This is a genomic window from Roseateles microcysteis, from assembly GCF_036880965.1.
Classification (GTDB): Bacteria; Pseudomonadota; Gammaproteobacteria; order Burkholderiales; family Burkholderiaceae_C; genus JAUASW01.
Genome location: NZ_JBAJMV010000002.1, coordinates 655,152 through 678,374 on the forward strand (window position 1 = coordinate 655,152; position 23,223 = coordinate 678,374).

The window sequence follows — 23,223 nt, forward strand, 5'->3', positions numbered from 1 at the left end:
TATTCCAGATAAGCAAATACAAAAACTGTCGTTTGGTGAATATGCAATGGCGGGCAGGATGCGGGCCTTCTCAAGCCCACTCTTGCCCGCCATGCTTCGCACCTCGATCCTGTCACTAGCCAGCCTGCTGACCTTTGGCGCCGCCATGGCCCAGACCGCCGAAAGCGTGCTGCTGAATGCGTCCTACGACGTCAGCCGCGAGCTCTACAAGCAGGTCAACCCCGCCTTTGCCGCGGCCTGGAAGGCCAGGACCGGCCACACGCTGACGATCAACCAGTCGCATGGCGGTTCCAGCAAGCAGATCGGCGCGGTGATCGGCGGCATGGAAGCCGATGTGGTGACGATGAACCAGGCGACCGACATCGATGCCCTGGCCGAGAAGGGCCTGACGCCGGCCGACTGGCGCAAGCGCTTCCCCAATGGCGCCGCGCCCTACAGCTCCACCATCCTGTTCCTGGTCCGCAAGGGCAACCCCAAGGGCATCAAGGACTGGGCCGACCTGGCCAAGCCGGGCACCAGCGTCATCATCCCCAACCCCAAGACCTCGGGCAACGGCCGCTACAGCTATCTCGCCGCCTGGGGCAGCGTGATTGCCAATGGCGGCAGCGAGGCGCAGGCCCGCGAGCTCGTGAGCAAGATCCTCGCCAATGTGCCGGTGCTGGACGGCGGCGGCCGCGGCGCGACCACGACCTTCACCCAGCGCAACATGGGTGACGTGCTGCTGACCTTTGAATCCGAGGCCGAGCTGATCGAGAACGAGTTCGGCAAGGGCCTGTTCGACGTGGTCAACCCCAAGGTGTCGATCGAGGCCGATGCACCGGTGGCCCTGGTCGACAAGGTGGCTGCCAAGAAGGGCACGACCGCCGCCGCCAAGGCCTATCTGGACTTCCTGTACACGCCCGAAGCCCAGGAGCTGATTGCGAAGAACAACTTCCGCCCGCGCGACCCGGCCGTGTTCAAGCGCCATGCCCAGCGTTTTGCCGACATCAAGCTGTTCAGCGTCGACCAGGTGCTGGGCGGTTGGGCTCAGATCAGCAAGCAGCACTTTGCCGATGGCGGCCAGTACGACCAGATCGTGGCCAATATCAAGCGCTGATCGAGCCTAGAAATGACCACTGCAGTGCTCAGTGCGCCCCTCGCCGCACCAGTCCAAAAACGCAAGCGCCGCCGCGTGCTGCCGGGCTTCGGCCCGACCATGGGCTTCACGCTCTTCTATCTCTCGCTGCTGGTGCTGATCCCGCTCTCGGCGGTCTTCATCAAGTCGGCCGGCCATGGCTTCGATGCATTCTGGGCCGCGGCCACCGCGCCGCGCGTGATCGCCTCGTACAAGCTGAGCTTCGGCGCCTCGCTGCTGGCCGCCTCGATCAACCTGGTCTTCGGCTTGATCCTGGCCTGGAGCCTGGTGCGCTATGAGTTTCCGGGAAAGAAGCTGGTGGACGCGCTGATCGACCTGCCTTTCGCCCTGCCTACGGCCGTGGCCGGCATCGCGCTGACCGCCCTCTACGCCAAGAACGGCTGGATGGGCCAGTGGCTGGAGCCGCTCGGCATCAAGGTGGCGTTCACGCCGCTCGGGATCCTGGTCGCGCTGATCTTCATCGGCCTGCCCTTCATCGTGCGCACGGTGCAGCCGGTGCTGGAGGACATGGAAACCGAGCTGGAAGAAGCGGCCGCTTCGCTGGGTGCGCACCGCTGGCAGACCTTCCGCCTGGTGGTGCTGCCCACACTGACCCCGGCCCTGCTGACCGGCTTTGCGCTGGCATTCGCACGCGCTGTGGGTGAGTACGGCTCGGTGATTTTCATTGCCGGCAACCTGCCCATGGTCAGCGAAATCACGCCCTTGATGATCATCTCCAAGCTGGAGCAATACGACTACACCGGCGCCACTGCCATAGCCGCGGTGATGCTGATCTTCTCGTTCACGCTGCTCCTGGGCATCAACGGCCTGCAAGCGTGGAGCTCCAAGCGCAATGGCCAGGAGGGCCGCAAGTAATGTCCACCGCCCTCTCCATTTCCGCGCGACCGCAAGGTCGCTACCAAAGCAACCCGGCCACGCGTGAGCAGCCCTGGGTGCGCTGGACCCTCCTGGGCCTGGGACTCTCATTCTTCGCCCTCTTTCTGCTGCTGCCGCTGATCGCTGTTTTCAGCGAGGCGCTGCGCAAGGGTTGGGATGTTTATTTCGCGGCGCTGGTCGAGACCGATGCGCTCTCGGCGATGAAGCTGACGCTGATCGCCGCAGCCATTTCGGTGCCGGTCAATCTGGTGTTCGGCGTCAGCGCCGCCTGGGCGATTGCCAAGCATGACTTCCGCGGCAAACAACTGCTGATCACGCTGATCGACCTGCCATTCTCGGTTTCACCCGTGGTCGCCGGCCTGATCTATGTGCTGCTCTTTGGCGCGCAAGGCTGGTTCGGGCCCTGGTTGCAGGAACATGACTGGAAGATCGTGTTCGCCGTGCCCGGCATCGTGCTGGCAACGGTGTTCGTGACCTTCCCCTTCATCGCCCGCGAACTGATCCCCTTGATGCAGGCCCAAGGCCGCGACGAGGAAGAAGCCGCCACGGTGCTGGGTGCCTCGGGCTGGCAGACCTTCTGGCGCGTGACCCTGCCGAATGTGAAGTGGGGCCTGCTCTACGGCGTGATCCTTTGCAATGCGCGCGCCATGGGCGAGTTCGGTGCGGTGTCGGTGGTCTCCGGCCACATCCGCGGCATGACGAACACACTGCCCCTGCACGTTGAAATTCTCTACAACGAGTACCAGTTCGCGGCGGCCTTCGCTGTGGCATCGCTGCTGGCGCTGCTCGCGCTGGTGACACTCGTTCTCAAACAGTTTGTCGAATGGCGTGCCCACGCCCAAGTCAAGGAAGCGCCATGAGCATCCAGGTCAAGAACATCCACAAGAGCTTCGGCGCCTTCACCGCACTGGGCGACGTCACGCTGGATTTCCCCACCGGCGAACTGGTCGCGCTGCTCGGCCCCTCGGGCTGCGGCAAGACCACGCTCTTGCGCATCATTGCCGGCCTGGAAACGGCCGACCGGGGCCAGGTCTTGCTCGATGGCGAAGACGCCTCCGACACCCATGTGCGCGAGCGCCAGGTCGGCTTCGTGTTCCAGCACTACGCGCTGTTCCGCCACATGACGGTGTTCGAGAACGTGGCCTTCGGCCTGCGCGTCAAGCCGCGCGGCCAGCGGCCGTCCGAGATCGAAATCCGCCGCAAGGTACACGACCTCCTGAAGCTGGTGCAGCTCGACTGGCTGGCCGACCGCTATCCGCCGCAACTCTCTGGCGGCCAGCGTCAGCGCATCGCCCTGGCACGCGCCCTGGCTGTGGAGCCGCGCGTGCTGCTGCTGGACGAGCCCTTCGGTGCACTGGACGCCAAGGTCCGCAAGGAACTGCGCCGCTGGCTGCGCCGCCTGCATGACGAGCTGCACATCACCAGCATCTTCGTCACGCATGACCAGGAAGAAGCGCTGGAAGTGGCCGACCGCGTGGTGCTGATGGATCATGGCAAGGTTGAGCAGGTCGGCTCGCCGCAAGAGGTCTACGAGCACCCGGCCACGCCCTTCGTCTACGGCTTCCTCGGCGCGGTGAACCGCTTCGAGGGCCGGGCTGACGGCGGCATCATCCATGTCGGCGACCAGCAGCTGGTCAGCGGCAGTGGCCAGATCAGCAGCGGCGCGGTGCAGGCCTATGCCCGCCCGCACGAGATCCAGATCCACACCGACCCGACGGCTGACGGCCTCTTGGCAACGGTTGAACGCGTCCTGAGCTTCGGCGCTGCGGCCCGTGTCGAACTGACTGGCCGTGACGGCCAGCCGCTGGAAGCCGAACTGAGCCGTGAACAGGCGCTGGCCTTGAATCTGCAAAGCGGTCAATTGGTTCGATTGAACACCTCACGCCTCAGCGTGTTTGAAGCCGCGGCGGCTTGAGAAAATCATGAACTTCCAGCAACTCCGCATCATCCGGGAGGCGGTCCAGCAGAACTTCAACCTGACCGAGGTAGCCAATGCGCTGTTCACCTCGCAGTCCGGTGTGTCCAAGCACATCAAGGACCTGGAAGATGAATTGGGCGTGGAGCTGTTCGTGCGGCGCGGCAAGCGCCTGCTGGGCCTGACTGCACCTGGCAAGGAGCTGGCGGTCATCGTCGAGCGCATGCTGCTGGACGCCAGGAACATCAAGCGACTGGCCGATCAGTTCGCCGACGCGGAGGTGGGCCAGCTGACCATCGCCACCACGCACACGCAGGCCCGTTATGCCTTGCCGCAGGTGGTGGCGCGCTTCAAGGCTGCGTTCCCCAAGGTGCACCTCGTGCTTCTGCAGGCGAACCCAGCGGAGATCGTCGAACTGCTGCAGGCCGGCCAGGCCGACATCGGCATCGCCACCGAGGCGCTGGACCAGAACCCCGCCTTCGTGACCTTCCCGTTCTACGACTGGCAGCATGCGGTCGTCGTGCCGACCGGTCATGCGCTGGCCGCACAGGACCTGACGCTGGAGCTGCTGGCCGAACAGCCTCTGATCACCTATCACGAGGGCTACACGGGCCGCGGTCGAATTGACGCGACCTTTGCGGCAGCCGGCCTGGCTCCGGACATCGTGATGTCGGCACTCGATGCCGACGTGATCAAGACCTATGTGCAGGTGGGCCTGGGCATCGGCATCGTCGCATCGATGGCTTTCGAACCGCAGCGCGATGCCGGCCTCGTGCTGTTGAACGCCGGGCATCTGTTCCCCTCCAACACCACGCACCTGGCCCTCAAGCGCGGCCACTACCTGCGCGGCTATGCCTACCGCTTCCTGCAGGAATGCGTGGCCGAGCTGACCGAGGACGCGGTTCGCGAGGCGCTGGGCACCGAGGCCTGAGCTGGCAATCGGTTCATCGCCGATTTTCAGGGGACGGCAACCGGCACATAGCAGCCACACGCTGTTTCCTTCTTTCGCGCTGCCGAGGCCATCGGGTGAGGGCTTGTGCTCCTGTCCCCCGGACCGGGCTTCGCCCGATCCTCCTCCTTTACCTCGCCCAAACCCTCACCCGACGCCCTCGGCCGAACCTGCGCCTGCCACCCGGCGCAGGCCACGGTGGTGCGGAGCAGGACGGCAGTGGGTGCCCCGCAGCGAGGTAAAGGAGGAGGCGCCGGCCGCAGGCCGGTGACGGGGGACAGGAGCGAAGGGGTGCCCGCTGGCGGCCTGATCTTCGACGTACCTTCGAGGAAGAAGGCAAGAGTCCGCAACGTGCCGAACACGGCCATCTGGGTGGGCGGTGCCCCATATGCGCCGAGCGCCTAAGCAGGTGCGAAACGCGTCGTTCTCCGCGAGACGCGCCACTCCTACGCTAGAGGCTTCTTCATCAGCCACGAGCGCATCAGGAGTCCTGCCATGAGCATCACCGCCATCAATGTCCGCAACCAGTTCCGCGGCACGATCAAGGAAGTCATCGAAGGCCCGGTCGTCTCCGAGGTCGACGTGCTGACGCCCAGCGGCCTCATCGTCACCTCGGTGATCACCACCCGCTCGGTCAAGGAGCTGGGTCTCGTGCCCGGCAAGGAAGTCGTGGCCCTGGTCAAGTCGACCGAGGTCTCGATCGCCACGCTGTGAGGCGAGCGCCATGAAGACGCCTCGATTGCTGATCATCCCCGGCCTGCGCGACAGCGGTCCCACCCATTGGCAGAGCTGGCTGCAGCAGCAATACCGCGACTCGCGGCGGGTACAACAGCGCGACTTTGCATCGCCCGATCTTGAGCGCTGGGCCGACCGCATCCAGCGAACGCTGGAGCATGCCGGCGATGCGCATGAATGGATTGCCGTGGCACACAGTTTCGGATGCCTGGCGCTGGCTCGCCACCTGGCCGACCAACCCGACTCGCCGATTCGCAGCGCCTTGCTGGTGGCGCCGGCCGAACCGGACCGCTTCGGCCTCGCGGAAAGTCTGCCGCACGGCCGCCTGGACCGCTCGGTCAGCGTGATCGCCAGCCAGAGCGACCCCTGGATGAGCGCCAGCAGCGCCTTGCGCTGGGCCACACGCTGGGGAGCCAGCTACAGCAACCTCGGCGACGTCGGCCACATCAACGCCGAGTCGGGCTTCGGTCCCTTTCCACTGGCCAAGCGCTGGGTCGAGGCGGCGCGCTCGCGTGCCGCGCGGGAGCAGCGACCGCTGCATGCGGATTTTCGGGAATGGCAATTCGGCTTGTGAGGAAATGCTCAGCAGTATTTCTTGGAGGACAGATCAGGGCTCGCTCGCAAAAATGCAAAACGAATAAGACAGCGAGCCTTCAGTGAATTTCCAACAACTCCGATCCGTCCGCGAGACCCAGCGTCGCGGTTTCAACCTGACCGATGTGGCGCAAGCCCTGCACACCTCGCAACCCGGCGTGAGCCGCCAGATCCGCGAGCTGGAGGACGAGCTGGGCATCGCCATCTTCCACCGCAGCGGCAAGCGACTGACCGGGCTGACCGAGCCGGGACGCCAGGTCTTGCCCATCGTCGAGCAACTGCTCCTGCATGCAGAGAACCTGAAGCGCGCCGGCGCCGACTTCGCTCGCGCCGACAGCGGCACTTTGCGCATCGCTGCCACCCACAGCCAGGCCCGCTACGCACTGCCGCCGGTGGTGCGCGATTTCCGCGCCCAGCATCCCGAGGTGGAGTTGCAATTCCAGCAAGGCTCGCCTCAGCAGGTCGCGCGCCTCTTGCTGGACGGCGAGGCCGACATCGGCATTGCCACTGAAGCACTCGCGCTGCACGAAGAGCTCCTGGCCCTGCCCTGCTACCGCTGGACGCACAGCGTGATCCTGCCACTGGGCCACGAGCTCTCGATGGGTGAGCTGACGCTGGAGCGACTGGCGGCCTATCCCATCATCACCTATGAGGTCGGCTACACCGGCCGCGCGCATATCGACGCCGCGTTTGCCCAAGCCGGGCTGCCGCTCAAGGTGGTGCTCTCGGCCATGGATGCCGACGTCATCAAGACCTATGTAGAGCTGGGCATAGGCGTGGGCATCGTGGCCTCGATCGCCTACGACGAGGAACGCGACGCGCATCTGCATGCCATCGATGCGCGCCATCTGTTCGCCGACAACATGACCCGCCTGGCCTTGCGCCGTGACGCCTATCTGCGTGACTACGCCTACAGCTTCATCGAGACCTTCGCGCCACCGCTGAACCGCCGAGCCGTTGATGAGGCCCGCTGAAGCGAGCTGAAGAAAAAGCAAAGCAGAACTTCTTGGTTCACGGCTGCAGCCGTGCTTCCTACAGTTCGAACATCCCCTTCCTAACCTTGCTGACGAGGACCATGAAAGCTACACGTACCCTGATTGGCGGCCTTCTGGCGGCCGCCGCCCTGCTCTCCGGCACCGCCCATGCCGGCACCGCCCTGCTCAACGTCTCCTACGACCCGACCCGCGAGCTCTACCAGGACTTCAATGCCGCCTTCACCAAGCAATGGAAGGCCAAGACCGGCGAGGACCTCACGGTCAAGCAGTCGCATGGCGGCTCGGGCAAGCAGGCCCGTTCGGTGATCGATGGCCTGGATGCCGACGTGGTGACGCTGGCCTTGGCCTACGACATCGACGCGCTGCATGACAACGGCAAACTGATCCCGGCCGACTGGCAGAAGCGCCTGCCAAGCAACGCCAGCCCCTACACCTCGACCATCGTGTTCCTGGTCCGCAAGGGCAACCCCAAGGGCATCAGGAACTGGACCGACCTGGCACGTCCGGGCGTCGAGGTGGTGACGCCCAATCCAAAGACCTCCGGCGGCGCCCGCTGGAACTACCTGGCTGCCTGGGGCTTCGCCCTGCAGCAACCCGGTGGCAATTCCGACTCGGCCAAGGCCTTCGTCAAGCAGATCTACAGCAACACCAAGGTGCTGGATTCCGGAGCTCGCGGCTCGCTGACCACCTTCACCGAACGCGGCATCGGCGACGTGCTGATCTCCTGGGAGAACGAGGCCTACCTGGCCACCAAGGAACTGGGCCCGGACAAGTTCGAGATCGTGACGCCCAGCCTGTCCATCCTGGCCGAGCCGCCGGTGGCCGTGGTGGACAAGAACGTCGACAAGAAGGGGACACGCAAGCAGGCCCAGGCCTATCTGGAATATCTCTACACCCCGGAAGGCCAGGAAATCGCCGCCAAGCACTACTACCGTCCGCGTGATGCCAAGGTGGCCGCCAAATACAGCAAGCAGTTCGCTGCGGTCAAGCTGATCACGGTCGATGAGGTGTTCGGCGGCTGGCGCACCGCCCAGAAGACGCACTTCTCCGACGGCGGCCTGTTCGACCAGATCTACACGCCGGGCAAGTAAGCCCATTCATCCGCCAAGAGAAGGCCGCCCGAGCCCGGCCGACCGGGCGCGCGGTCTCGACGAGTTCGTTCAGCGCGTACAGGCAACAGCCGCTGAGGTCGACGCACAGGCCCTGAACCATGTGCTGCGAGCCAAGGACTGAAGCCCCCAGCAAGGCCTTAGCCCAGGTGCAGCCCCTGCTCCGCCAGCAGCTTCTCCAGCGCCGGCAGCAAGGGCCCCAGTCTTTCCTCGACGGTGGCACGCACGGTGTCCACCAGCACCTGGGTCTGGCGCTCGATCTCGATGTTCAGAGCCGCACCCACGTCCTTCTCACCGAAGCTGGTCATGCGCAAGGTCTCGGGGATCAGCCAGACCTCGAACCAGCCCGAACCATCCGCGTTGCGGCCGGCCTCGGCCACGGTGAGGCTGGCGCCGTTCACCGCGATGTAGCCCTTGGCGAAGATGTAGCGCATCCAGGGCGCGGGCACTTTGACACGCAGCACATGGTTGTTCTCGGGACGGCGGATGCTCTCGACGCGGGCCATGAAGTCCACGTGGCCCGAGAGCGGATGGCCGCCGATCTCGGCGCCATCGCGCGCCGCGCGCTCCACGTTGATGCGGCTGCCCTGCGTCAGGCCGGATAGCGTCGTCAGGTTCAGGCTCTGCTGCATCACATCGAAGTCGGCGCGGTCGCCCTCATGCAACTGCGTGACCGTGAGACAGACGCCGTCCGAAGCGACGCTGGCGCCAATCTCCAGGCCCTCGCAAAAGCCGGACGGGAACTGCAGCGTGAACGTGCGCAAGCCGGGGCGCTCGGTGATGGCGGAAACGCTGGCGAGGCCCTGGACGATGCCGGTGAACATGGATGCGAGCTCTTGAAACTGGGGCGGCAAAGCTTACCAGCTGACCTCGCGATCCGGCGTCGAGCCGATCTTGTGGATGCTGAGGTCGGCGCCCTCGAACTCCTCCTCGGCCGAGAGCCGCAGCCCGAAGAAAAGCTTGATCGCGCCATACACGGCGAAGCCGCCGGCCAGGGCCCAGGCCACACCCAGCAGCGTGCCCAGCAGTTGCGACATGAAGCTGACGCCGCCGATGCCGCCGCCGGCCGTGCTGCCGAAGATGCCGCAGGCAATGCCACCCCAGGCACCGCACAGGCCGTGCAATGGCCAGACGCCCAGCACGTCGTCGATCTTCCAGCGGTTCTGCGTCAGTGTGAACATCTTGACGAAGATGGCACCGGCCACCGCGCCCACGACCAGCGCGCCCTGAGGATGCATCACGTCGGAACCGGCGCACACGGCCACGAGGCCGGCGAGCGGGCCGTTGTAGGCGAAGCCCGGGTCGTTGCGGCCCATCAGCACGGCCGCCAGCGTGCCGCCAACCATGGCCATCAGCGAATTGACGGCCACCAGGCCGGAGATCTTGTCCAGCGTCTGCGCGCTCATCACGTTGAAGCCGAACCAGCCCACGGCCAGCACCCAGGCACCGAGCGCCAGGAAGGGAATGCTGGACGGCGGATGGGCGCTGATGGCGCCGTCCTTGCGATAGCGGTTGGCGCGCGGGCCGAGCAGCAGCACGGCCGCGAGGCCGATCCAGCCGCCCACCGCATGCACGACCACCGAGCCGGCGAAGTCGTGGAACTCGGCGCCAAAGGTGGCCTTCAGCCAGGGCTGGATGCCGAAGGCCTGGTTCCAGGCCACGCCTTCGAACAGCGGGTAGATGAGGCCGACGATGACGGCCGTGGCCATCAGCTGCGGGCCGAAGCGGGCCCGCTCGGCGATGCCGCCGGAGACGATGGCGGGAATGGCCGCCGCGAAGGTCAGCAGGAAGAAGAACTTGACCAGCTCGTAGCCGTTCCTCGCGGCCAGCGTTTCGGCACCGGTAAAGAAGTGCACGCCATAGGCCACGGTGTAGCCGCACAGGAAGTAGGCGACCGTGGAGACCGCGAAGTCCACCAGGATCTTGACCAGGGCATTGACCTGGTTCTTCTTGCGCACCGTGCCCAGCTCGAGGAAGGCGAATCCGGCATGCATGGCCAGCACCATGATGGCGCCGAGCAGGATGAACAACGCGTCGGCGCTGTGCTTGAAGTTCTCCATGGGGGCTCTCGCTGCAGCCGCCCACCACCGCGATGCCTCATGCACCGCGCGCGTGAACGGACGCACCAAATCAGCAAGAACAGTGCCCAGCTTGGGGCATGGATTTGCGAGCCAATATGCACCAAGGAAATGCGCAATGGTTCATTGCGGTGCGCGAATCGCACCATCAAGGCGAATTCGCCTCAGCGGTGGGCGTCGAACAGCGCCTCGTTGAAGCCGATGCTGAGCCGGCCATCGGCCCATTGCACGACCGGCCGCTTGATCACGCTGGGCTGCTCGTGCGCTATCGCCGCAGCGCTGGGCGCATCGACGACGGCCGCCTTCTGCGCCTCGTCCAGCTTGCGCCAGCTGGTGCCGTTGCGGTTGATCACCTTCTCCCAGCCCAGCTCGGCCAGCCAGCGCTGGAGCTCGGCGTCGGGTACGCCGGCCTTCTTGAAGTCATGGAACTGGTAGGCCAGGCCCGCCGCGTCCAGCCACTGGCGGGCGCGCTTGACCGTGTCGCAATTGGGAATGCCATAAAGGGTGATCGTCATGATGGAGCGAACGTTACCATCGGCGCCCATGATTCCCTGGCTGGACGAGCGCGACCTGGACTTCCCTCCCACCTCGATGGCCCTGGGCCCGGAGAGCGACGCGCCGGGCCTCTTGGCTGCCGGCGGCGACCTCTCTCCCGAGCGGCTGAAACTGGCCTACTCGCGCGGCATCTTCCCCTGGTACGGCGAGGGCCAGCCCGTCCTCTGGTGGAGCACCGACCCGCGCATGGTGATGCAGGTCGATGAGTTCAAGCTCTCTCGCTCCTTGCGCAAGACCTTGCAGCATTTCGCGCTCGACCCGGCCTGCGAGATCCGGGTGGACAGCGCCACGCCAGCCGTGCTGGCGGCCTGCGCCAGCAGCCCGCGAGAGGGCCAGAACGGCACCTGGATCCTGCCCGAGATGCAGCAGGCCTATATGCGACTCGCCCGGCTGGGCCTGCTGCACAGCATCGAGACCTGGACGGGCGGCGAGCTGGTCGGCGGCCTCTACGGCGTCAACCTCGGTTTGATGTTCTATGGCGAGTCGATGTTCATGCGCCGCACCGACGCCTCCAAGATCGCCATGGCCGCCCTGATCTGCCTGTGCCGGCGCCACGGCATCCGCTGGATCGACTGCCAGCAGAACACCGGCCATCTGGCTTCGCTCGGCGCACGGGAGCGGCCGCGCGCCGAGTTCGAGGCCCATCTCGAGCGCACCGTTGCTGAGCCCACCCCGACGGATTGGCGTTTCCGCCCGGCCGACTGGGCCTTGCTGGATGCCAGAATCGGGGCATCGTGAGCAAGCTCAAAGAACTTCCGCTGGCGCAACTGCAGTTCTATGCCACTGCGCCCTATCCCTGCAGCTATCTGCCGGGCCGGATGGCGCGTTCGCAAGTGGCCACGCCCAGCCATCTGATCCACGCCGATGCCTACTCCGGCCTCGTGGCCGCGGGCTTTCGCCGCAGCGGCATGTTCACCTACCGGCCCTATTGCGACGGCTGCAACGGCTGCGTGCCCCTGCGAGTGCCGGTGGCCGACTTCAAGCCCTCGCGCAGCCAGCGCCGCGCGTGGAAAGCGCATGAAGGTCTCGTGGCGCGGGTGATGGCGCTCTCCTTCATGCCGGAGCACTACGAGCTCTACCTGCGCTACCAGGCCGGCCGCCACTCGGGCGGCGGCATGGACCAGGACAGCATCGACCAGTACACCCAGTTCCTGCTGCAAAGCCGCATCAACTCGCGGCTGGTGGAGTTCCGCGAGCCCCTTGAGGGCGGCGGCCTCGGCAAACTGAAGATGGTCTCCATCCTGGACGTGCTCTCGGACGGGCTGTCGGCCGTCTACACCTTCTACGATCCGGACGACGAAGCCAGCTACGGCACCTACAACGTGCTGTGGCAGATTGCCCAGGCCCAGGAGCTGGGCCTCTCGCACCTCTACCTCGGCTACTGGATCGCCGACAGCCAGAAGATGGCCTACAAATCGCATTTCAAGCCGCACGAAATGCTGGTGGACAAGCGCTGGCAGCGCCAGCCGTAGGCGCAAAGCAACGCGTCACCCCCTTTTGATGTGCGTAAAACGCACGCTTCCCGCCAGCTGTATCGATTTGTGCGCGAAACGCACCGTTAACCCTTAGTCGCAAGCCGCCGAGGCGTCAGACACTCCGCTCCCACAACGCCCCCACCGTGCAGTACCAGCGGACGGGACAAGGGTAGAAGTCGTTGAGCTCGGTGAGACCAGTCGGCCATGAAGCCGGCGGCCACAAGGACGTCAGGGAGCTCCGAATGAATGAGGTCCAGGGCCACAAGCCCTGGCTATAGGAGCGGACAGATATGGTGCAGAACGCAGGCGCGGAAACAGCGCCCCGGCGGGTACTCGTCGTTGATGACAGTCGGGCCATCCAGGCCATCATCCGGCGCATTCTTGAATCGGGGGACATGGAGCCGGTTCAGGTGCGCACGGCCAGCAACGGCGCCGAGGCGCTCGACCAGGTCGACAGCTTCCGGCCCGACCTGGTGCTTTCGGACTGGCACATGCCGGGCGTGACCGGCATCGAGATGCTTCAGGCCCTGCGCCAGATGGGCCACACCGACATGGCCGTGGGCTTCATCACCACCGAAACCGCAGCCGACTGCCTCAGCCAGGCGCGCAGCAATGGTGCTGCCTTCATCCTGCACAAGCCGTTCGAAGACCGGGTGCTGCGCAGCGCGGTGAAGAAATGCTTGCGCGGAGAAACCACACCAGCGTCCAAGGCGACGAGCGCGCCTACGCCTGCAGCCGTGCCTCAAGCTGCCGCCGCCGGCCCGGCCCGCGCGGCCGCCGTCGAATCGGTGGCGCAATTGCAGCAACTGCTCTTCATGCATCTGGGCACACGCAGCTATGAACTGAACAAGCATTTCGATGAGGCCCCCTGGGTCGAGCAATGCCCGCAGTTGGTGGCGCTCTACAGCAGCGCCGGCCGCAAGGGTGCCTATGCACTGGGCCTGCTGGACGCCGCCACCGTCTGCCTGATCGGCGGCATGGCCGCCGGCCATCCGCCGGACGACATCCGCAAGTCCATCGCTCGCGGCCAGCCGAGCCAGCCCCATGTCGAGCATGCCAAGCGCTTCATGCTGGCGCTCGCCGGCCAGCTGCGCAAGCGCACGTCCACGGATGTGCCGGCGTTCAATGCCGCCAAGCTGAGCAGCCAGCCTTTTGACAAGCTGGCCACCGTGATCGAACGCAACAACGGCCGCAGCGATTTCGAGCTGCGCCTGCCGGGCATCGGCGAAGGCCGACTCAGCATCTTCCTGACCTGAGGGCGCAAGCGATGAATCTCGAAAGTCTCGCCAGCGTTGGCGTCCTGGCCGCCAACGGCTGCTTCATGGTGATCGCCGTTGCCGGCTATCTGAAGATGAATGCGCATGAGCTGCGCCGCCAGCAATACATCGCCCACTCGCTGGCCGAATCGCGCGAAGCCGGCCAGCAGCTCAAGGGCGTGGCCCACGAGCTGATGCGCATGATCGAGCGCGCGGAGCGTGCCGTGGCCTGGCAGCGCCAGCCGCTGCAGACCCAGGCACCGACCTTCGAGCTCGACGAACCCGAACCCGATGCCGCCCGGCTGCGCGCGCTCGAATCGCTGGACGGCGTCAGCGCCGAAGGCTACGAGGAGTGGCGGCGACTGCAGGAGGTGGAGCTGGAGCGCCTGCTCACGCAGCGCCGCCGCCTGCTGACCGAGCTGGAAGCCACGCGCAAGCGAGCCGACGAGGCCGAGCGCCAGGCCGGCCGCTCGCGCGCCGAGCAAGGCTTGCAGCAGCGCAGCCAGGTCAAGACGCTGCAGGATCAACTGGCCCAGTGCCAATCGCTGCTGGCCGATTGCAAGAACATGCTGAGGCATGCCGACCAGCGTGCCGACCTTGCCGAGCGCGACGGCCAGGCCGCCCGAGGAGAGCTGGAACGCCTGCGCCAGCAACTGGCCGAGCAGGTGCAGCTGATGCAGCGTGAGCGGGTCGAGAAAGACTTCATCGAAGACCACCTGCTGGCCCTGGACGCCCTCGCCCGCCAGCAGGCCTCGTCAGTGCCCCTGCAATAGCAGCTCCAGCGCGACCACGGCCGCTGCATCGGGGCTGAACTCGGCGAGCCGCTGGCAGAGCTGCTCCGGTGTGAGGCTCAGGAACTCACTGACCTCGCCATCGCGATTGCGCGGCTCGAACGCTGCAGGCAATTGCAGCGTGTAGACATGCAGCAGCTCATCGTGCAGGCCCTCGGCCTCGATACGGCGGGCATGGATCAGACCGCGCCATTGGAGATGGCGGCTCTGCGCGTGGGCCAGGCCCGCCTCCTCCCACAGCTCACGCCGCGCGCAAGCCAGCACCGCTTCATCGGCCGGGAGGCCGCCAGCCGCCAGGTTGTCCAGCGCGCCGGGGTCGGTGGCCTTGCTCAGCGCACGGCGACCGCAGACGAGGCGGCCCTCCGTCGTCCAGCCGTTCACATGCACCGCGCGGCTGCGCAGGCCGAAGAAGCGGAATGCTGCACGCTCGAGCCGGAACAAGGCACGGCCGCGCGCGGCGCTGCGGGCATCGGCCTCGCAGCGGTAGCGCTCGTTGCGCCAGCCGCTGATCTCGCCGCGCGCACGCAAGGCTTCGGCAATGGCACCAATCTCGTCGGACAAGGCATCGGCCGAACGGCCGGCCGAACGCCAGCGCAGCGTCTTGCCCTCGAGCTGAAGTGCCGGCCACAGCGACTGCAGCAACGCCGCACGAGGCTGGTCCAGCCAGCCGATGGCACGATCGTCCAGCAGCAGCGCATGGCCGCCCGCGGGCCGGGCTTCGCCAATACCGGCCAGGCAGCGCTGCAGCAGCAGGCGCTGCTCGGCCTTCATTCGCCCAGCTTCACCGGCAGGCCATGGGTGCGCCAGGCGCCCATGCCGCCTGCCAGGTTGCGCACACGCTGATGGCCCTGGTGCAGCAGGTACTGCATTGCCTGCTGGCTGCGACCGCCGGCAGCACAGGCCATCACGAGGTCGGCGTCACGAGGCAGTTCGGCATGGCGGCGCTCCAGCTGGCTGAGCGGCAGGCACACTACGCGCGCATGGTCGTAGGCCGCGCGTGCCACTTCGTGGGGCTCGCGCACGTCGATCAGCCAGGTCTGGCCCTGCTCCAGGAGTTGCATGGCGGTGGGAGGGTCGAGGTTCAGGTCATGGATATGCATGGTGGGCACCCAGTTCAGCGTTTGGATCGGGAGGCGGCGGCGGCCTGCGGCGGCGCCATGAAGGCGGCCCGTACATCGGCCTGGCGTTCGGACTGGCGGGCGATCTGGCCGCAGACCAGGTCGCAGAGTTCGTAGACCGCCGCATCGGCGATCCGGTAATAGGCGCTGGTGCCACGGCTCTCGCGCTCGACCAGGCCTTGCTGCTGAAGCTGGCTCAGGTGGCGAGAGACATTGGCCGCCGTGTAGCCGCACAGCTGGGCCAGCTCGCCCACATTGCGCTCGCCGCCGCGCAGCAGGTTGAGCAGGCGCAGCCGCGTGGGCTCGGCCAGGGCCTGGAAATAGGCGGCCACCTTCTCGAGTGCCGGCAGCGGCATCTCTTCCATCACGGCGACTGGGTTGATCGTATTCTTGGGCATGCGGGCGACTCCATGGGACGCTGTGGTCGAGCACTTTGCCGCGCCAGAGGCCGGCTTGCTTGAGGTGATTCTAGCTTGCTTACTTGCGTATTTGCATGATTGGTTAAATAATAGATCAACAATTCAACGCCGGAACCTACAACATGAGCAAGACCCCTCTCCGCCCGCATCCGCTGCTTGCCGCCATGCTGGGTCTGCTGCTGGCCAGCGCAAGCCCGGCAGCCGAACCGGCGCTCAAGAGCTTCGTGGCCGGCCAGGCCTCGGCGCTGCAGGGCGCACGTTTCGAAGGCCGGGTCGAGGCAGTGCGCCAGGCCGTGCTATCGGCCCAGGTGCCGGGCGCCATCGTGCAGTTGCAAGTCAAGGCCGGTGATCGCGTGCGGGCCGGCCAGCTGCTGCTGCAGATCGATGCGCGCAGCGCCGAACAGAGCGCCGGGGCCAGCGAGGCCCAGGCCGCCGCCGCGCGTGCCGGCCTTGAATTGGCCGAGCGCGAATTCGCGCGACAGCAGCAGCTGTTCGCCAAGGGCTTCATCAGCCAGGCCGCGCTGGACCAGGCCGAGGCCCAGTTCAAGTCCACGCGCGCCCAGCTGAACGCCCAGATCGCCCAGGCCGCCGCCGCGCGCACGGTGAGTGGCCAGTACCTGGTGCGCAGCCCCTATGACGGCATCGTCTCGGAGGTCCCCGTGATGCTTGGCGATATGGCCATGCCTGGCCGGCCGCTCCTGACCGTCTACGACCCCACGGCGCTGCGCGTGACAGCCGCCTTGCCGCAGAGCAGCGCCGCCGCCCTGCCTGCCGATCCGGCCTGGCAGATCGAGATCCCCGGCCTCGCTGGGGGAGCGTCCATCCAGCCCACGCGCAGCCAGCTGCTGCCCGTGGTCGACGCCGGCTCCATGACCCAGGAGCTGCGCCTGGACCTGCCGGCCCGGCTCGCCGGTCTGGTGCCCGGGCAGTTCGCGCGCGTGTCTGCTCGTGTGGCAGCCCGGAGCACCGCAAGCAATGCCGGCAACGCCAGCAGTGCGCTCATCGTGCCGGCCAGCGCCCTGGTGCGCAGGGCCGAGCTCGATGCGCTCTATGTGCTCGATGCCAAGGGCCGGCCGATCCTGCGCCAGGTGCGCCTGGGCACACGCCGGGGCGAGCAGGTCGAGGTGCTGAGCGGCTTGTCGGCCGGTGAATCGGTGGTGGCAGAGCCGCAGCTGGCGGCCCGCCTTTCGAAGTGAGGTCCGACATGACCCGCCAACTCGGGGCCTCTGGCCGCATCGCCGCCTTCTTCCAGAGCGCGCAGCTCACGCCGCTGCTGGCCCTTGTGGCCCTGCTGCTCGGCATCTTCGCCGTGCTGGTGACGCCGCGCGAGGAAGAGCCACAGATCAACGTGACCATGGCCAATGTGCTGATCCCCTTTCCCGGTGCAGGCGCCCGGGATGTGGAGCAGATGGTGGCCGGCCCGGCCGAGCAGGTGCTGGCGCAGATCGTCGGTGTCGAGCATGTGATGTCGCTGTCGCAGCCCGGCCTTGCCGTGCTGACCGTGCAGTTCAAGGTCGGCGTGCCTCGCACCGAAGCCCTGGTTCGTCTCTACGACACCATTCATGCCAATGCCGACTGGCTGCCGCAGGGACTGGGCGTCGGCGCGCCGCTGATCAAGCCCAAGGGCATCGACGACGTGCCCATCGTCACCCTGACGCTCTTCAACCGCCAAGGCAACACGGGTGCCTACGACCTGGAGCGCGTGGCCCACAGCATGGAGCTGGAGCTCAAGCGCGTGAAAGGCACACGCGAGGTGACGACGCTCGGCGGCCCGGGCCGGCAGCTGCGCGTGCTGGTCGACGCCGAACGGCTCAATGCCAGCGGCATCACGGTGCTGGAGCTGAGCCAGGCGCTGCAATCGGCCAACGCCGGCTTACCGCTCGGTGAGCTGCTGGCTGGCAATCGGGCGGTGCAGCTGGAGGCGGGCCCCTTCCTCGCCTCCGCCCGCGATGTGGAAGAGCTGGTGGTCGGCGTGCGTGCCGGCCGGCCGGTCCACCTGCGCGAGGTGGCCCGGGTCGAGGACGGAGCTCCGACGCCGGCCCGCTATGTCTGGCATGGCGAGAAGGGCAAGGAGTACCCGGCCGTTTCCATCGCCATCACCAAGCAGGCCGGCCAGAACGCGATTGACGTGGCCGAGAACGTGATGAAGCGCGTGGCCCAGCTGCACAACACGGTGATTCCAGATGGCATCAGCGTCGAGGAGACGCGCAACTACGGCGCCACGGCCAACGACAAGGCCGGCAAGCTGATCCAGAAGCTGCTGTTCGCCACCGCCTCGGTCGTGGCCCTGGTCTTCCTCGCCCTCGGCCGCCGCGAGGCCGCCATCGTGGGCACGGCCGTGCTCTTGACGCTGACGGTCACCCTGTTCGCCTCCTGGGCCTGGGGCTTCACCCTGAACCGGGTCTCGCTGTTTGCGCTGATCTTCTCGATCGGCATCCTGGTGGACGACGCCATCGTCGTCGTGGAGAACATCCACCGCCACCAGCAGCTGCATCCGGGCCAAGCGCTCTGGAAGCTGATCCCCGGCGCTGTGGACGAGGTCGGTGGCCCCACCATCCTGGCCACGCTGACCGTGATCGCCGCCCTGCTGCCCATGGCCTTCGTCAGCGGCCTGATGGGGCCGTACATGAGCCCCATCCCCATCAATGCCTCGATGGGCATGCTGCTCTCGCTGGCCATCGCCTTCGTGGTCACGCCCTGGCTGGCCCGCTTGTGGATGAAGGCCCTGCCCGCCGGCAGCGATCATGACCCCGAGGCCCTGCACGGCCTCTCGGCCAAGCTCGCGCCGCTGTTCCGCCGCGTCTTCACGCCGCTGCTGGATATTCAGGCTGGCGGCCGCAATCGCAAGCTGCTGGGCCTCTCCATCGCCGGCCTGATCGCCATCTCGCTGGCCTTGCCGGCGGCGGGCCTCGTGATGCTCAAGATGCTGCCCTTCGACAACAAGTCGGAGTTCCAGGTCGTGCTCGACATGCCCGCCGGCACGCCGCTGGAGAAAACCGCCGCCGTGCTGCACGAGCTGGGCGCAGAGCTGGCCACCGTGCCCGAGGTGCTGAACTACCAGGCCTATGCAGGCACGGCAGCGCCGATCAACTTCAACGGCCTGGTGCGCCAGTACTACCTGCGCGCCCTGCCCGAGCAAGGCGACCTGCAGGTCAATCTGGTCGACAAGCATGAGCGCAAGGACAAGAGCCATGCGATTGCCACGCGCGTGCGCCAGCAGCTGCAGGCCATTGCCCAGCGCCATGGCGCCAACGTCAAGGTCGTAGAAGTGCCGCCGGGCCCGCCGGTGCTGTCGCCCATCGTGGCCGAGGTCTACGGACCCGAGGCCGAAGGCCGCCAGCAAGTGGCCAGGCAACTGCGTGCACTCTTTGCGAAAACTGCGGGCCTGGTGGACATCGACGACTCCAGCATCGCCGCCGCGCCGCGCCAGCTGCTGCTGGTCGATCGCCCCAAGGCCGCCCTGCTGGGCGTCTCGCAGCAGGCCATCGTCGCCACGCTGCGCACCGGGTTCTCAGGCAGTGCGGCGACCTATCTGCACGACCAGAGCAAGTATCCGGCCGCCGCAGTGATCCAGCTGCCGCCCGAGGCGCAGGGAGACCTGGACAGCCTGCTCTCGCTGGTCGTGCGCACGGCCGCCGGCAAGCTGGTGCCGGTGCGTGAGCTGGTGCGACCCAGCGACTCGCTGCGCGAGCAACCCATCCACCACAAGGACCTGCTGCCAGTGAACTACGTGACGGCCGACATGGCCGGCGCCGTGGACAGCCCGCTCTACGGCATGTTCGGCATGCGCAAGCAGCTGGCCGAGCTGCGCGGCCCTGATGGCGGCGCGCTGGACGAGCATTTCATCCGCCAGCCCGACGACGCGCTGCGCAGCTACGCGGTCAAGTGGGACGGTGAATGGCAGATCACCTACGAGACTTTCCGCGACATGGGCCTGGCCTACGCCGTGGGCCTGGTGCTGATCTACCTGCTGGTGGTGGCCCAATTCGGCTCCTACCTCACGCCGCTGATCATCATGGCGCCGATACCGCTGACCGTGATCGGCGTGATGCCTGGCCATGCGCTGCTGGGTGCGCAGTTCACTGCCACCTCGATGATCGGCATGATCGCGCTGGCCGGCATCATCGTGCGCAACTCCATCCTGCTGGTGGACTTCATCAAGCTGCAACTGCGCGCCGGCATGGCATTCGAAGAGGCCATCGTGAGCTCCGCCATCACGCGGGCCCAGCCCATCCTGCTGACCGGCCTGGCCGCGATGATGGGCGCCTTCTTCATCCTCGACGACCCGATCTTCAACGGGCTCGCGATCTCACTGATCTTCGGCATCCTGGTCTCGACCGTGCTGACCCTGGTGGTGATTCCGACGCTGTACTACACGGCCTACCGGCATCGCCCCGAACTGCTTGTTTCATCCCAAGGAGAACTTCAATGACCTCATGGCAACTCGTGCGTGTGATCGCCGGTAGCTTCATCCTCGTCTCGCTGGCCCTCGGCATTCCCGGCAGCCCGATCTTTGTCAGCCCATGGTGGCTTGCGTTCACCGCCTTCGTCGGCGTGAACCTGCTGCAGAGCGGCTTCAGCCGCTGGTGTCTGATGGAGACGATACTGCGCCGAATCGGCCTCAAGGCCGGCAACTGAAGAGGCACAGAACGCCATGAGCGAATCCACCGTCAGCATCGAGCTGCGCCAGCAGCACGACTATCAGTTTGAAGTCGAATTCGGCAACGGCGTGGCACCGCTGCTGGCCGACGAGCCGCCGCCGCTGGGCGGAGCAGACGGACCTTCGCCGGTGCAACTGCTGGCTGCGGCGGTCGGCAATTGCCTGTCCAACTCGTTGCTGTTCGCGCTGCGCAAGTACAAGCAGTCACCCGAGCCGCTGAGCTCGCGCATCACGGCGCAAGTCGGGCGCAACAGTGAGAACCGGGTGCGCGTGCTCGGCATCCAGGCCGACTTGCGCCTCGGTGTCGCAGCCGGCTCGCTCCAACACCTGGACAGGGTGCTGGCCTCGTTCGAGGACTATTGCACCGTGACCCGCAGCGTGGCCGCAGGCATTCCGGTGACCGTGCAGGTCTATGACTCGACCGGTGCTCAGCTGAAGTAGCCGTCCAGTCGCTGCTCAAAAGTGCCGCGCGCGTTGATCGCGCGGCACAGACGAACTCAGTTCGAGGCAGCCGATGCTGCGGCGCTGGCAGCGGCCTCAGGAGCCGACGCGGCCACCGAGGCAGCGGGCTCCGCATGGGCGGCAACGTCATGCTTTTCACCGCTCATGTCGATATCGCCACCGCGCGACAGGATGAACAGGGCGAGGGCCGCAAAAACGACAAAACCCACAAGCAGCTTCCACATGGCGATCAACCTCTTTGATGAACAGGTACAGACCCGCGATTGTGCGACGTCTGCCTGACGCAGAACTTAGCCGGCCGACGGACAAAAAAAGAGGCGGCCCGCAGGCCGCCTCAAACTTCGTCAAATCTGTTTGCCTATGACCGTTCAGTCACCGGCGTAAATATCCACGTCCTTGGTTTCCTTGACGAACAGCGTGCCGATCACCAGGGTGATGGCGGCGATCGTGATCGGGTACCAGAGGCCGTGATAGATGTTGCCGTTCTGAGCCACCATCGCGAAGGCGATCGTGGGCATCAGGCCACCGAACCAGCCATTGCCGATGTGGTACGGCAGGCTCATCGAGGTGTAGCGGATGCGGGTCGGGAACAGTTCCACCAGCATGGCGGCGATCGGGCCGTAGACCATGGTCACGTAGATGACCAGGATGCTCAGCAGGACCACGATCTTCCACCACTGACCGGAGCCGAACGGGATCGGATCGGCCTTGGCCGGATAGCCGGCGGCCTTCATGGCCTCGCCCACTTCCTTCTTGAAGGCGGCGATGGCCTTGGCGCTGTCTTCCGAGAACTTGTTGCCGCCAGCAATCGTCGTGGCGGTGGGCGCAGCGATTTCCTTTTCGCCGATCTTCACCGTGCCAGGAGCTCCTGCCACTTCAACCGTCTTGTAGCTGGCCGAAGCCTGGGCCAGCGAACGCTTGGCGATGTCGCAAGGCGAGACGAAGTCCACGTCACGCGAGATCGGGCTGCCCTGGAACGAGCACTGTGCCGGATCCACGGTCACAACAATCTCGGCCGAGGCCTGGGCGGCGGCGAGCTTGGGGTTGGCCGTTTCGGTCAGCGACTTGAAGATCGGGAAGTACGTGACGATGGCCAGCAGCAGGCCGCCCATGATGATGGGCTTGCGGCCGATCTTGTCGGACAGCGTACCGAAGATCACGAAGAACGGCGTGCCGACGATCAGCGAGACCGCGACCAGGATGTTGGCCGTCGAGGCGTCCACCTTCAGCACATTGGCCAGGAAGAACAGTGCGTAGAACTGACCCGAGTACCAGACCACGGCCTGGCCGGCGGTCAGGCCGATCAGCGCGAGGATGACGATCTTCAGGTTCTTCCACTGGCCGAAAGACTCGGACAGCGGCGCCTTGGAGGTCTTGCCCTCGGCCTTCATCTTCTTGAAGGCAGGTGACTCGTTCATCGACAGGCGGATCCACACGCTGATGCCGAGCAACAGCACGGAGACCAGGAAAGGCACGCGCCAGCCCCAGGCTTCGAAGGCATCCTTGCCCCAGGTCGCGGCATTGGCGCCGAGATACTCGCGAGTGCCCAGAATCACCATCAGCGACAGGAACAGACCCAGCGTCGCCGTGGTCTGGATCCACGAGGTGTAGGCGCCGCGCTTGCCATGCGGCGCATGCTCGGCCACATAGGTGGCTGCACCGCCGTACTCACCGCCGAGGGCCAGGCCCTGAAGCATGCGCAAGCCGATCAGGATGACCGGCGCCGCGGCTCCGATGGTCGCGTAATTGGGCAGGCAGCCGACGATGAAGGTCGACAGGCCCATGATCAGGATAGTCACCAGGAAGGTGTACTTGCGTCCGATCATGTCGCCCAGGCGGCCGAACACCAGAGCGCCGAACGGGCGCACGATGAAGCCGGCAGCGAAAGCCATCAGCGAGGCGATGAAGGCCGCTTGCGGGTCCAGAGCCGTGAAGAACTGCTTGGCGATGATCGGTGCCAGCGAACCGTACAGATAGAAGTCGTACCACTCGAACACGGTGCCCAGCGAGGAAGCGAAGATGACCTTCTTTTCCTCTGCCGACATCGGCGTGTTGGTGGAAACCGCGGATGCAGTTGCCATGTTTGTCTCCGGTGAAGCTT

25 protein-coding genes are annotated in these 23,223 nt (G+C 66.0%); 17 read left to right on the forward strand and 8 right to left on the reverse strand.

Going from position 1 to position 23,223, the window contains the following annotated elements; genetic code table 11:
* Nucleotides 1-91: 91 nt before the first annotated feature.
* From V3596_RS07910 to V3596_RS07950, 9 genes are all read left to right on the forward strand, one after another.
* The gene (locus tag V3596_RS07910; RefSeq protein WP_334277131.1) at nt 92-1,096 is read left to right on the forward strand and encodes a sulfate ABC transporter substrate-binding protein; all 1,005 of its coding nucleotides are present in this window, start codon (nt 92-94) and stop codon (nt 1,094-1,096) included.
* Between the two features lie 12 nt (nt 1,097-1,108).
* The gene (cysT, locus tag V3596_RS07915) at nt 1,109-1,990 is read left to right on the forward strand and encodes a sulfate ABC transporter permease subunit CysT (protein ID WP_334277132.1); all 882 of its coding nucleotides are present in this window, start codon (nt 1,109-1,111) and stop codon (nt 1,988-1,990) included.
* The gene (gene cysW, locus V3596_RS07920; RefSeq protein WP_334277133.1) at nt 1,990-2,871 is read left to right on the forward strand and encodes a sulfate ABC transporter permease subunit CysW; all 882 of its coding nucleotides are present in this window, start codon (nt 1,990-1,992) and stop codon (nt 2,869-2,871) included. The genes cysT and cysW overlap by 1 nt, the downstream gene beginning before the upstream one ends.
* On the forward strand, nt 2,868-3,926 hold the full coding sequence (locus V3596_RS07925; protein ID WP_334277134.1) for a sulfate/molybdate ABC transporter ATP-binding protein: 1,059 nt from the start codon (nt 2,868-2,870) through the stop codon (nt 3,924-3,926). Before cysW ends, V3596_RS07925 begins: the two co-directional genes overlap by 4 nt.
* Before the next feature lie 7 nt (nt 3,927-3,933).
* Nucleotides 3,934-4,857 (forward strand): CysB family HTH-type transcriptional regulator, encoded by a 924-nt coding sequence (locus V3596_RS07930; RefSeq protein ID WP_334277135.1) that lies wholly within the window; start codon nt 3,934-3,936, stop codon nt 4,855-4,857.
* Between the two features lie 513 nt (nt 4,858-5,370).
* Nucleotides 5,371-5,589, forward strand: a complete 219-nt coding sequence (locus V3596_RS07935; RefSeq protein ID WP_334277136.1) for a TOBE domain-containing protein — start codon at nt 5,371-5,373, stop codon at nt 5,587-5,589.
* Nucleotides 5,590-5,599: 10 nt separating this feature from the next.
* Nucleotides 5,600-6,184, forward strand: coding sequence for an RBBP9/YdeN family alpha/beta hydrolase (locus tag V3596_RS07940; protein WP_334277137.1), 585 nt, complete (start codon nt 5,600-5,602; stop codon nt 6,182-6,184).
* An 82-nt stretch (nt 6,185-6,266) separates the two neighbouring features.
* Nucleotides 6,267-7,178: a CysB family HTH-type transcriptional regulator gene (locus V3596_RS07945; RefSeq protein WP_334277138.1), complete on the forward strand. Its 912-nt coding sequence runs from the start codon at nt 6,267-6,269 to the stop codon at nt 7,176-7,178.
* Nucleotides 7,179-7,279: 101 nt separating this feature from the next.
* Nucleotides 7,280-8,290 carry a sulfate ABC transporter substrate-binding protein gene (locus V3596_RS07950; RefSeq protein ID WP_334277139.1) on the forward strand — a complete coding sequence of 337 codons (1,011 nt, stop codon included), beginning with the start codon at nt 7,280-7,282 and terminating at the stop codon, nt 8,288-8,290.
* A gap of 158 nt (nt 8,291-8,448) precedes the next feature.
* Here the strand turns inward: V3596_RS07950 and V3596_RS07955 are convergent, their stop codons facing one another.
* The 3 genes from V3596_RS07955 to V3596_RS07965 all read right to left on the reverse strand — a co-directional run bounded on the left by V3596_RS07955 (nt 8,449) and on the right by V3596_RS07965 (nt 10,901).
* A complete protein-coding gene (locus tag V3596_RS07955; RefSeq protein ID WP_334277140.1) occupies nt 8,449-9,132 on the reverse strand; it encodes a riboflavin synthase subunit alpha in 684 nt (227 codons plus the stop codon).
* Nucleotides 9,133-9,165: 33 nt separating this feature from the next.
* Complete coding sequence (locus tag V3596_RS07960; RefSeq protein ID WP_334277141.1) at nt 9,166-10,368, reverse strand: ammonium transporter; 1,203 nt, start codon at nt 10,366-10,368, stop codon at nt 9,166-9,168.
* Between the two features lie 182 nt (nt 10,369-10,550).
* Nucleotides 10,551-10,901 (reverse strand): ArsC family reductase, encoded by a 351-nt coding sequence (locus V3596_RS07965; protein ID WP_334277142.1) that lies wholly within the window; start codon nt 10,899-10,901, stop codon nt 10,551-10,553.
* A 28-nt stretch (nt 10,902-10,929) separates the two neighbouring features.
* Here V3596_RS07965 and aat point away from each other — a divergent pair, with 28 nt between their 5' ends.
* The 4 genes from aat to V3596_RS07985 all read left to right on the forward strand — a co-directional run bounded on the left by aat (nt 10,930) and on the right by V3596_RS07985 (nt 14,445).
* Entirely contained in the window at nt 10,930-11,679 is a 750-nt protein-coding gene (gene aat / locus V3596_RS07970) for a leucyl/phenylalanyl-tRNA--protein transferase (RefSeq protein WP_334277143.1), read from the forward strand.
* Nucleotides 11,676-12,413: an arginyltransferase gene (locus tag V3596_RS07975; RefSeq protein WP_334277144.1), complete on the forward strand. Its 738-nt coding sequence runs from the start codon at nt 11,676-11,678 to the stop codon at nt 12,411-12,413. Before aat ends, V3596_RS07975 begins: the two co-directional genes overlap by 4 nt.
* Nucleotides 12,414-12,706: 293 nt before the next feature.
* Nucleotides 12,707-13,672: a response regulator gene (locus V3596_RS07980; RefSeq protein ID WP_334277145.1), complete on the forward strand. Its 966-nt coding sequence runs from the start codon at nt 12,707-12,709 to the stop codon at nt 13,670-13,672.
* An 11-nt stretch (nt 13,673-13,683) separates the two neighbouring features.
* Nucleotides 13,684-14,445, forward strand: coding sequence for a hypothetical protein (locus V3596_RS07985; RefSeq protein WP_334277146.1), 762 nt, complete (start codon nt 13,684-13,686; stop codon nt 14,443-14,445).
* On the opposite strand, the gene V3596_RS07990 is transcribed toward V3596_RS07985, so the two are convergent.
* From V3596_RS07990 to V3596_RS08000, 3 genes are read right to left on the reverse strand one after another with little or no spacing between them, the layout of a single operon-like run.
* Nucleotides 14,428-15,234 (reverse strand): NUDIX hydrolase, encoded by an 807-nt coding sequence (locus tag V3596_RS07990; RefSeq protein WP_334277147.1) that lies wholly within the window; start codon nt 15,232-15,234, stop codon nt 14,428-14,430. The two genes, V3596_RS07985 and V3596_RS07990, sit on opposite strands and share 18 nt — an antisense overlap.
* Complete coding sequence (locus V3596_RS07995) at nt 15,231-15,563, reverse strand: rhodanese-like domain-containing protein (RefSeq protein WP_334277148.1); 333 nt, start codon at nt 15,561-15,563, stop codon at nt 15,231-15,233. The genes V3596_RS07990 and V3596_RS07995 overlap by 4 nt, the downstream gene beginning before the upstream one ends.
* A 14-nt stretch (nt 15,564-15,577) precedes the next feature.
* The gene (locus V3596_RS08000) at nt 15,578-15,946 is read right to left on the reverse strand and encodes an ArsR/SmtB family transcription factor (RefSeq protein WP_334277370.1); all 369 of its coding nucleotides are present in this window, start codon (nt 15,944-15,946) and stop codon (nt 15,578-15,580) included.
* A 176-nt stretch (nt 15,947-16,122) separates the two neighbouring features.
* Between V3596_RS08000 and V3596_RS08005 the strand changes: the two genes are divergently transcribed.
* From V3596_RS08005 to V3596_RS08020, 4 genes are read left to right on the forward strand one after another with little or no spacing between them, the layout of a single operon-like run.
* Nucleotides 16,123-17,196 (forward strand): efflux RND transporter periplasmic adaptor subunit, encoded by a 1,074-nt coding sequence (locus V3596_RS08005; RefSeq protein WP_334277149.1) that lies wholly within the window; start codon nt 16,123-16,125, stop codon nt 17,194-17,196.
* Nucleotides 17,197-17,204: 8 nt separating this feature from the next.
* Nucleotides 17,205-20,432, forward strand: a complete 3,228-nt coding sequence (locus tag V3596_RS08010; RefSeq protein WP_334277150.1) for an efflux RND transporter permease subunit — start codon at nt 17,205-17,207, stop codon at nt 20,430-20,432.
* A complete protein-coding gene (locus V3596_RS08015) occupies nt 20,429-20,638 on the forward strand; it encodes a YgaP family membrane protein (RefSeq protein ID WP_334277152.1) in 210 nt (69 codons plus the stop codon). Before V3596_RS08010 ends, V3596_RS08015 begins: the two co-directional genes overlap by 4 nt.
* A gap of 16 nt (nt 20,639-20,654) precedes the next feature.
* Entirely contained in the window at nt 20,655-21,101 is a 447-nt protein-coding gene (locus V3596_RS08020) for an OsmC family protein (RefSeq protein ID WP_334277153.1), read from the forward strand.
* Nucleotides 21,102-21,157: 56 nt separating this feature from the next.
* Here the strand turns inward: V3596_RS08020 and V3596_RS08025 are convergent, their stop codons facing one another.
* Nucleotides 21,158-21,346 (reverse strand): hypothetical protein, encoded by a 189-nt coding sequence (locus V3596_RS08025; protein WP_334277154.1) that lies wholly within the window; start codon nt 21,344-21,346, stop codon nt 21,158-21,160.
* Nucleotides 21,347-21,490: 144 nt separating this feature from the next.
* A complete protein-coding gene (locus V3596_RS08030; protein ID WP_334277155.1) occupies nt 21,491-23,203 on the reverse strand; it encodes an MFS transporter in 1,713 nt (570 codons plus the stop codon).
* Between the last annotated feature and the right edge of the window lie 20 nt (nt 23,204-23,223).

What these genes read in the sequence shown, in the direction of transcription:
- V3596_RS07910 (WP_334277131.1), top strand. Translation starts at nt 92, where the DNA reads ATGCTTCGCACCTCGATCCTGTCACTAGCCAGCCTGCTGACCTTTGGC.
- cysT (WP_334277132.1), top strand. Translation starts at nt 1,109, where the DNA reads ATGACCACTGCAGTGCTCAGTGCGCCCCTCGCCGCACCAGTCCAAAAA.
- cysW (WP_334277133.1), top strand. Translation starts at nt 1,990, where the DNA reads ATGTCCACCGCCCTCTCCATTTCCGCGCGACCGCAAGGTCGCTACCAA.
- V3596_RS07925 (WP_334277134.1), top strand. Translation starts at nt 2,868, where the DNA reads ATGAGCATCCAGGTCAAGAACATCCACAAGAGCTTCGGCGCCTTCACC.
- V3596_RS07930 (WP_334277135.1), top strand. Translation starts at nt 3,934, where the DNA reads ATGAACTTCCAGCAACTCCGCATCATCCGGGAGGCGGTCCAGCAGAAC.
- V3596_RS07935 (WP_334277136.1), top strand. Translation starts at nt 5,371, where the DNA reads ATGAGCATCACCGCCATCAATGTCCGCAACCAGTTCCGCGGCACGATC.
- V3596_RS07940 (WP_334277137.1), top strand. Translation starts at nt 5,600, where the DNA reads ATGAAGACGCCTCGATTGCTGATCATCCCCGGCCTGCGCGACAGCGGT.
- V3596_RS07950 (WP_334277139.1), top strand. Translation starts at nt 7,280, where the DNA reads ATGAAAGCTACACGTACCCTGATTGGCGGCCTTCTGGCGGCCGCCGCC.
- V3596_RS07955 (WP_334277140.1), bottom strand. Translation starts at nt 9,132, where the DNA reads ATGTTCACCGGCATCGTCCAGGGCCTCGCCAGCGTTTCCGCCATCACC.
- V3596_RS07960 (WP_334277141.1), bottom strand. Translation starts at nt 10,368, where the DNA reads ATGGAGAACTTCAAGCACAGCGCCGACGCGTTGTTCATCCTGCTCGGC.
- V3596_RS07965 (WP_334277142.1), bottom strand. Translation starts at nt 10,901, where the DNA reads ATGACGATCACCCTTTATGGCATTCCCAATTGCGACACGGTCAAGCGC.
- aat (WP_334277143.1), top strand. Translation starts at nt 10,930, where the DNA reads ATGATTCCCTGGCTGGACGAGCGCGACCTGGACTTCCCTCCCACCTCG.
- V3596_RS07980 (WP_334277145.1), top strand. Translation starts at nt 12,707, where the DNA reads ATGGTGCAGAACGCAGGCGCGGAAACAGCGCCCCGGCGGGTACTCGTC.
- V3596_RS07985 (WP_334277146.1), top strand. Translation starts at nt 13,684, where the DNA reads ATGAATCTCGAAAGTCTCGCCAGCGTTGGCGTCCTGGCCGCCAACGGC.
- V3596_RS07990 (WP_334277147.1), bottom strand. Translation starts at nt 15,234, where the DNA reads ATGAAGGCCGAGCAGCGCCTGCTGCTGCAGCGCTGCCTGGCCGGTATT.
- V3596_RS07995 (WP_334277148.1), bottom strand. Translation starts at nt 15,563, where the DNA reads ATGCATATCCATGACCTGAACCTCGACCCTCCCACCGCCATGCAACTC.
- V3596_RS08000 (WP_334277370.1), bottom strand. Translation starts at nt 15,946, where the DNA reads ATGGAAGAGATGCCGCTGCCGGCACTCGAGAAGGTGGCCGCCTATTTC.
- V3596_RS08005 (WP_334277149.1), top strand. Translation starts at nt 16,123, where the DNA reads ATGAGCAAGACCCCTCTCCGCCCGCATCCGCTGCTTGCCGCCATGCTG.
- V3596_RS08010 (WP_334277150.1), top strand. Translation starts at nt 17,205, where the DNA reads ATGACCCGCCAACTCGGGGCCTCTGGCCGCATCGCCGCCTTCTTCCAG.
- V3596_RS08015 (WP_334277152.1), top strand. Translation starts at nt 20,429, where the DNA reads ATGACCTCATGGCAACTCGTGCGTGTGATCGCCGGTAGCTTCATCCTC.
- V3596_RS08020 (WP_334277153.1), top strand. Translation starts at nt 20,655, where the DNA reads ATGAGCGAATCCACCGTCAGCATCGAGCTGCGCCAGCAGCACGACTAT.
- V3596_RS08025 (WP_334277154.1), bottom strand. Translation starts at nt 21,346, where the DNA reads ATGTGGAAGCTGCTTGTGGGTTTTGTCGTTTTTGCGGCCCTCGCCCTG.
- V3596_RS08030 (WP_334277155.1), bottom strand. Translation starts at nt 23,203, where the DNA reads ATGGCAACTGCATCCGCGGTTTCCACCAACACGCCGATGTCGGCAGAG.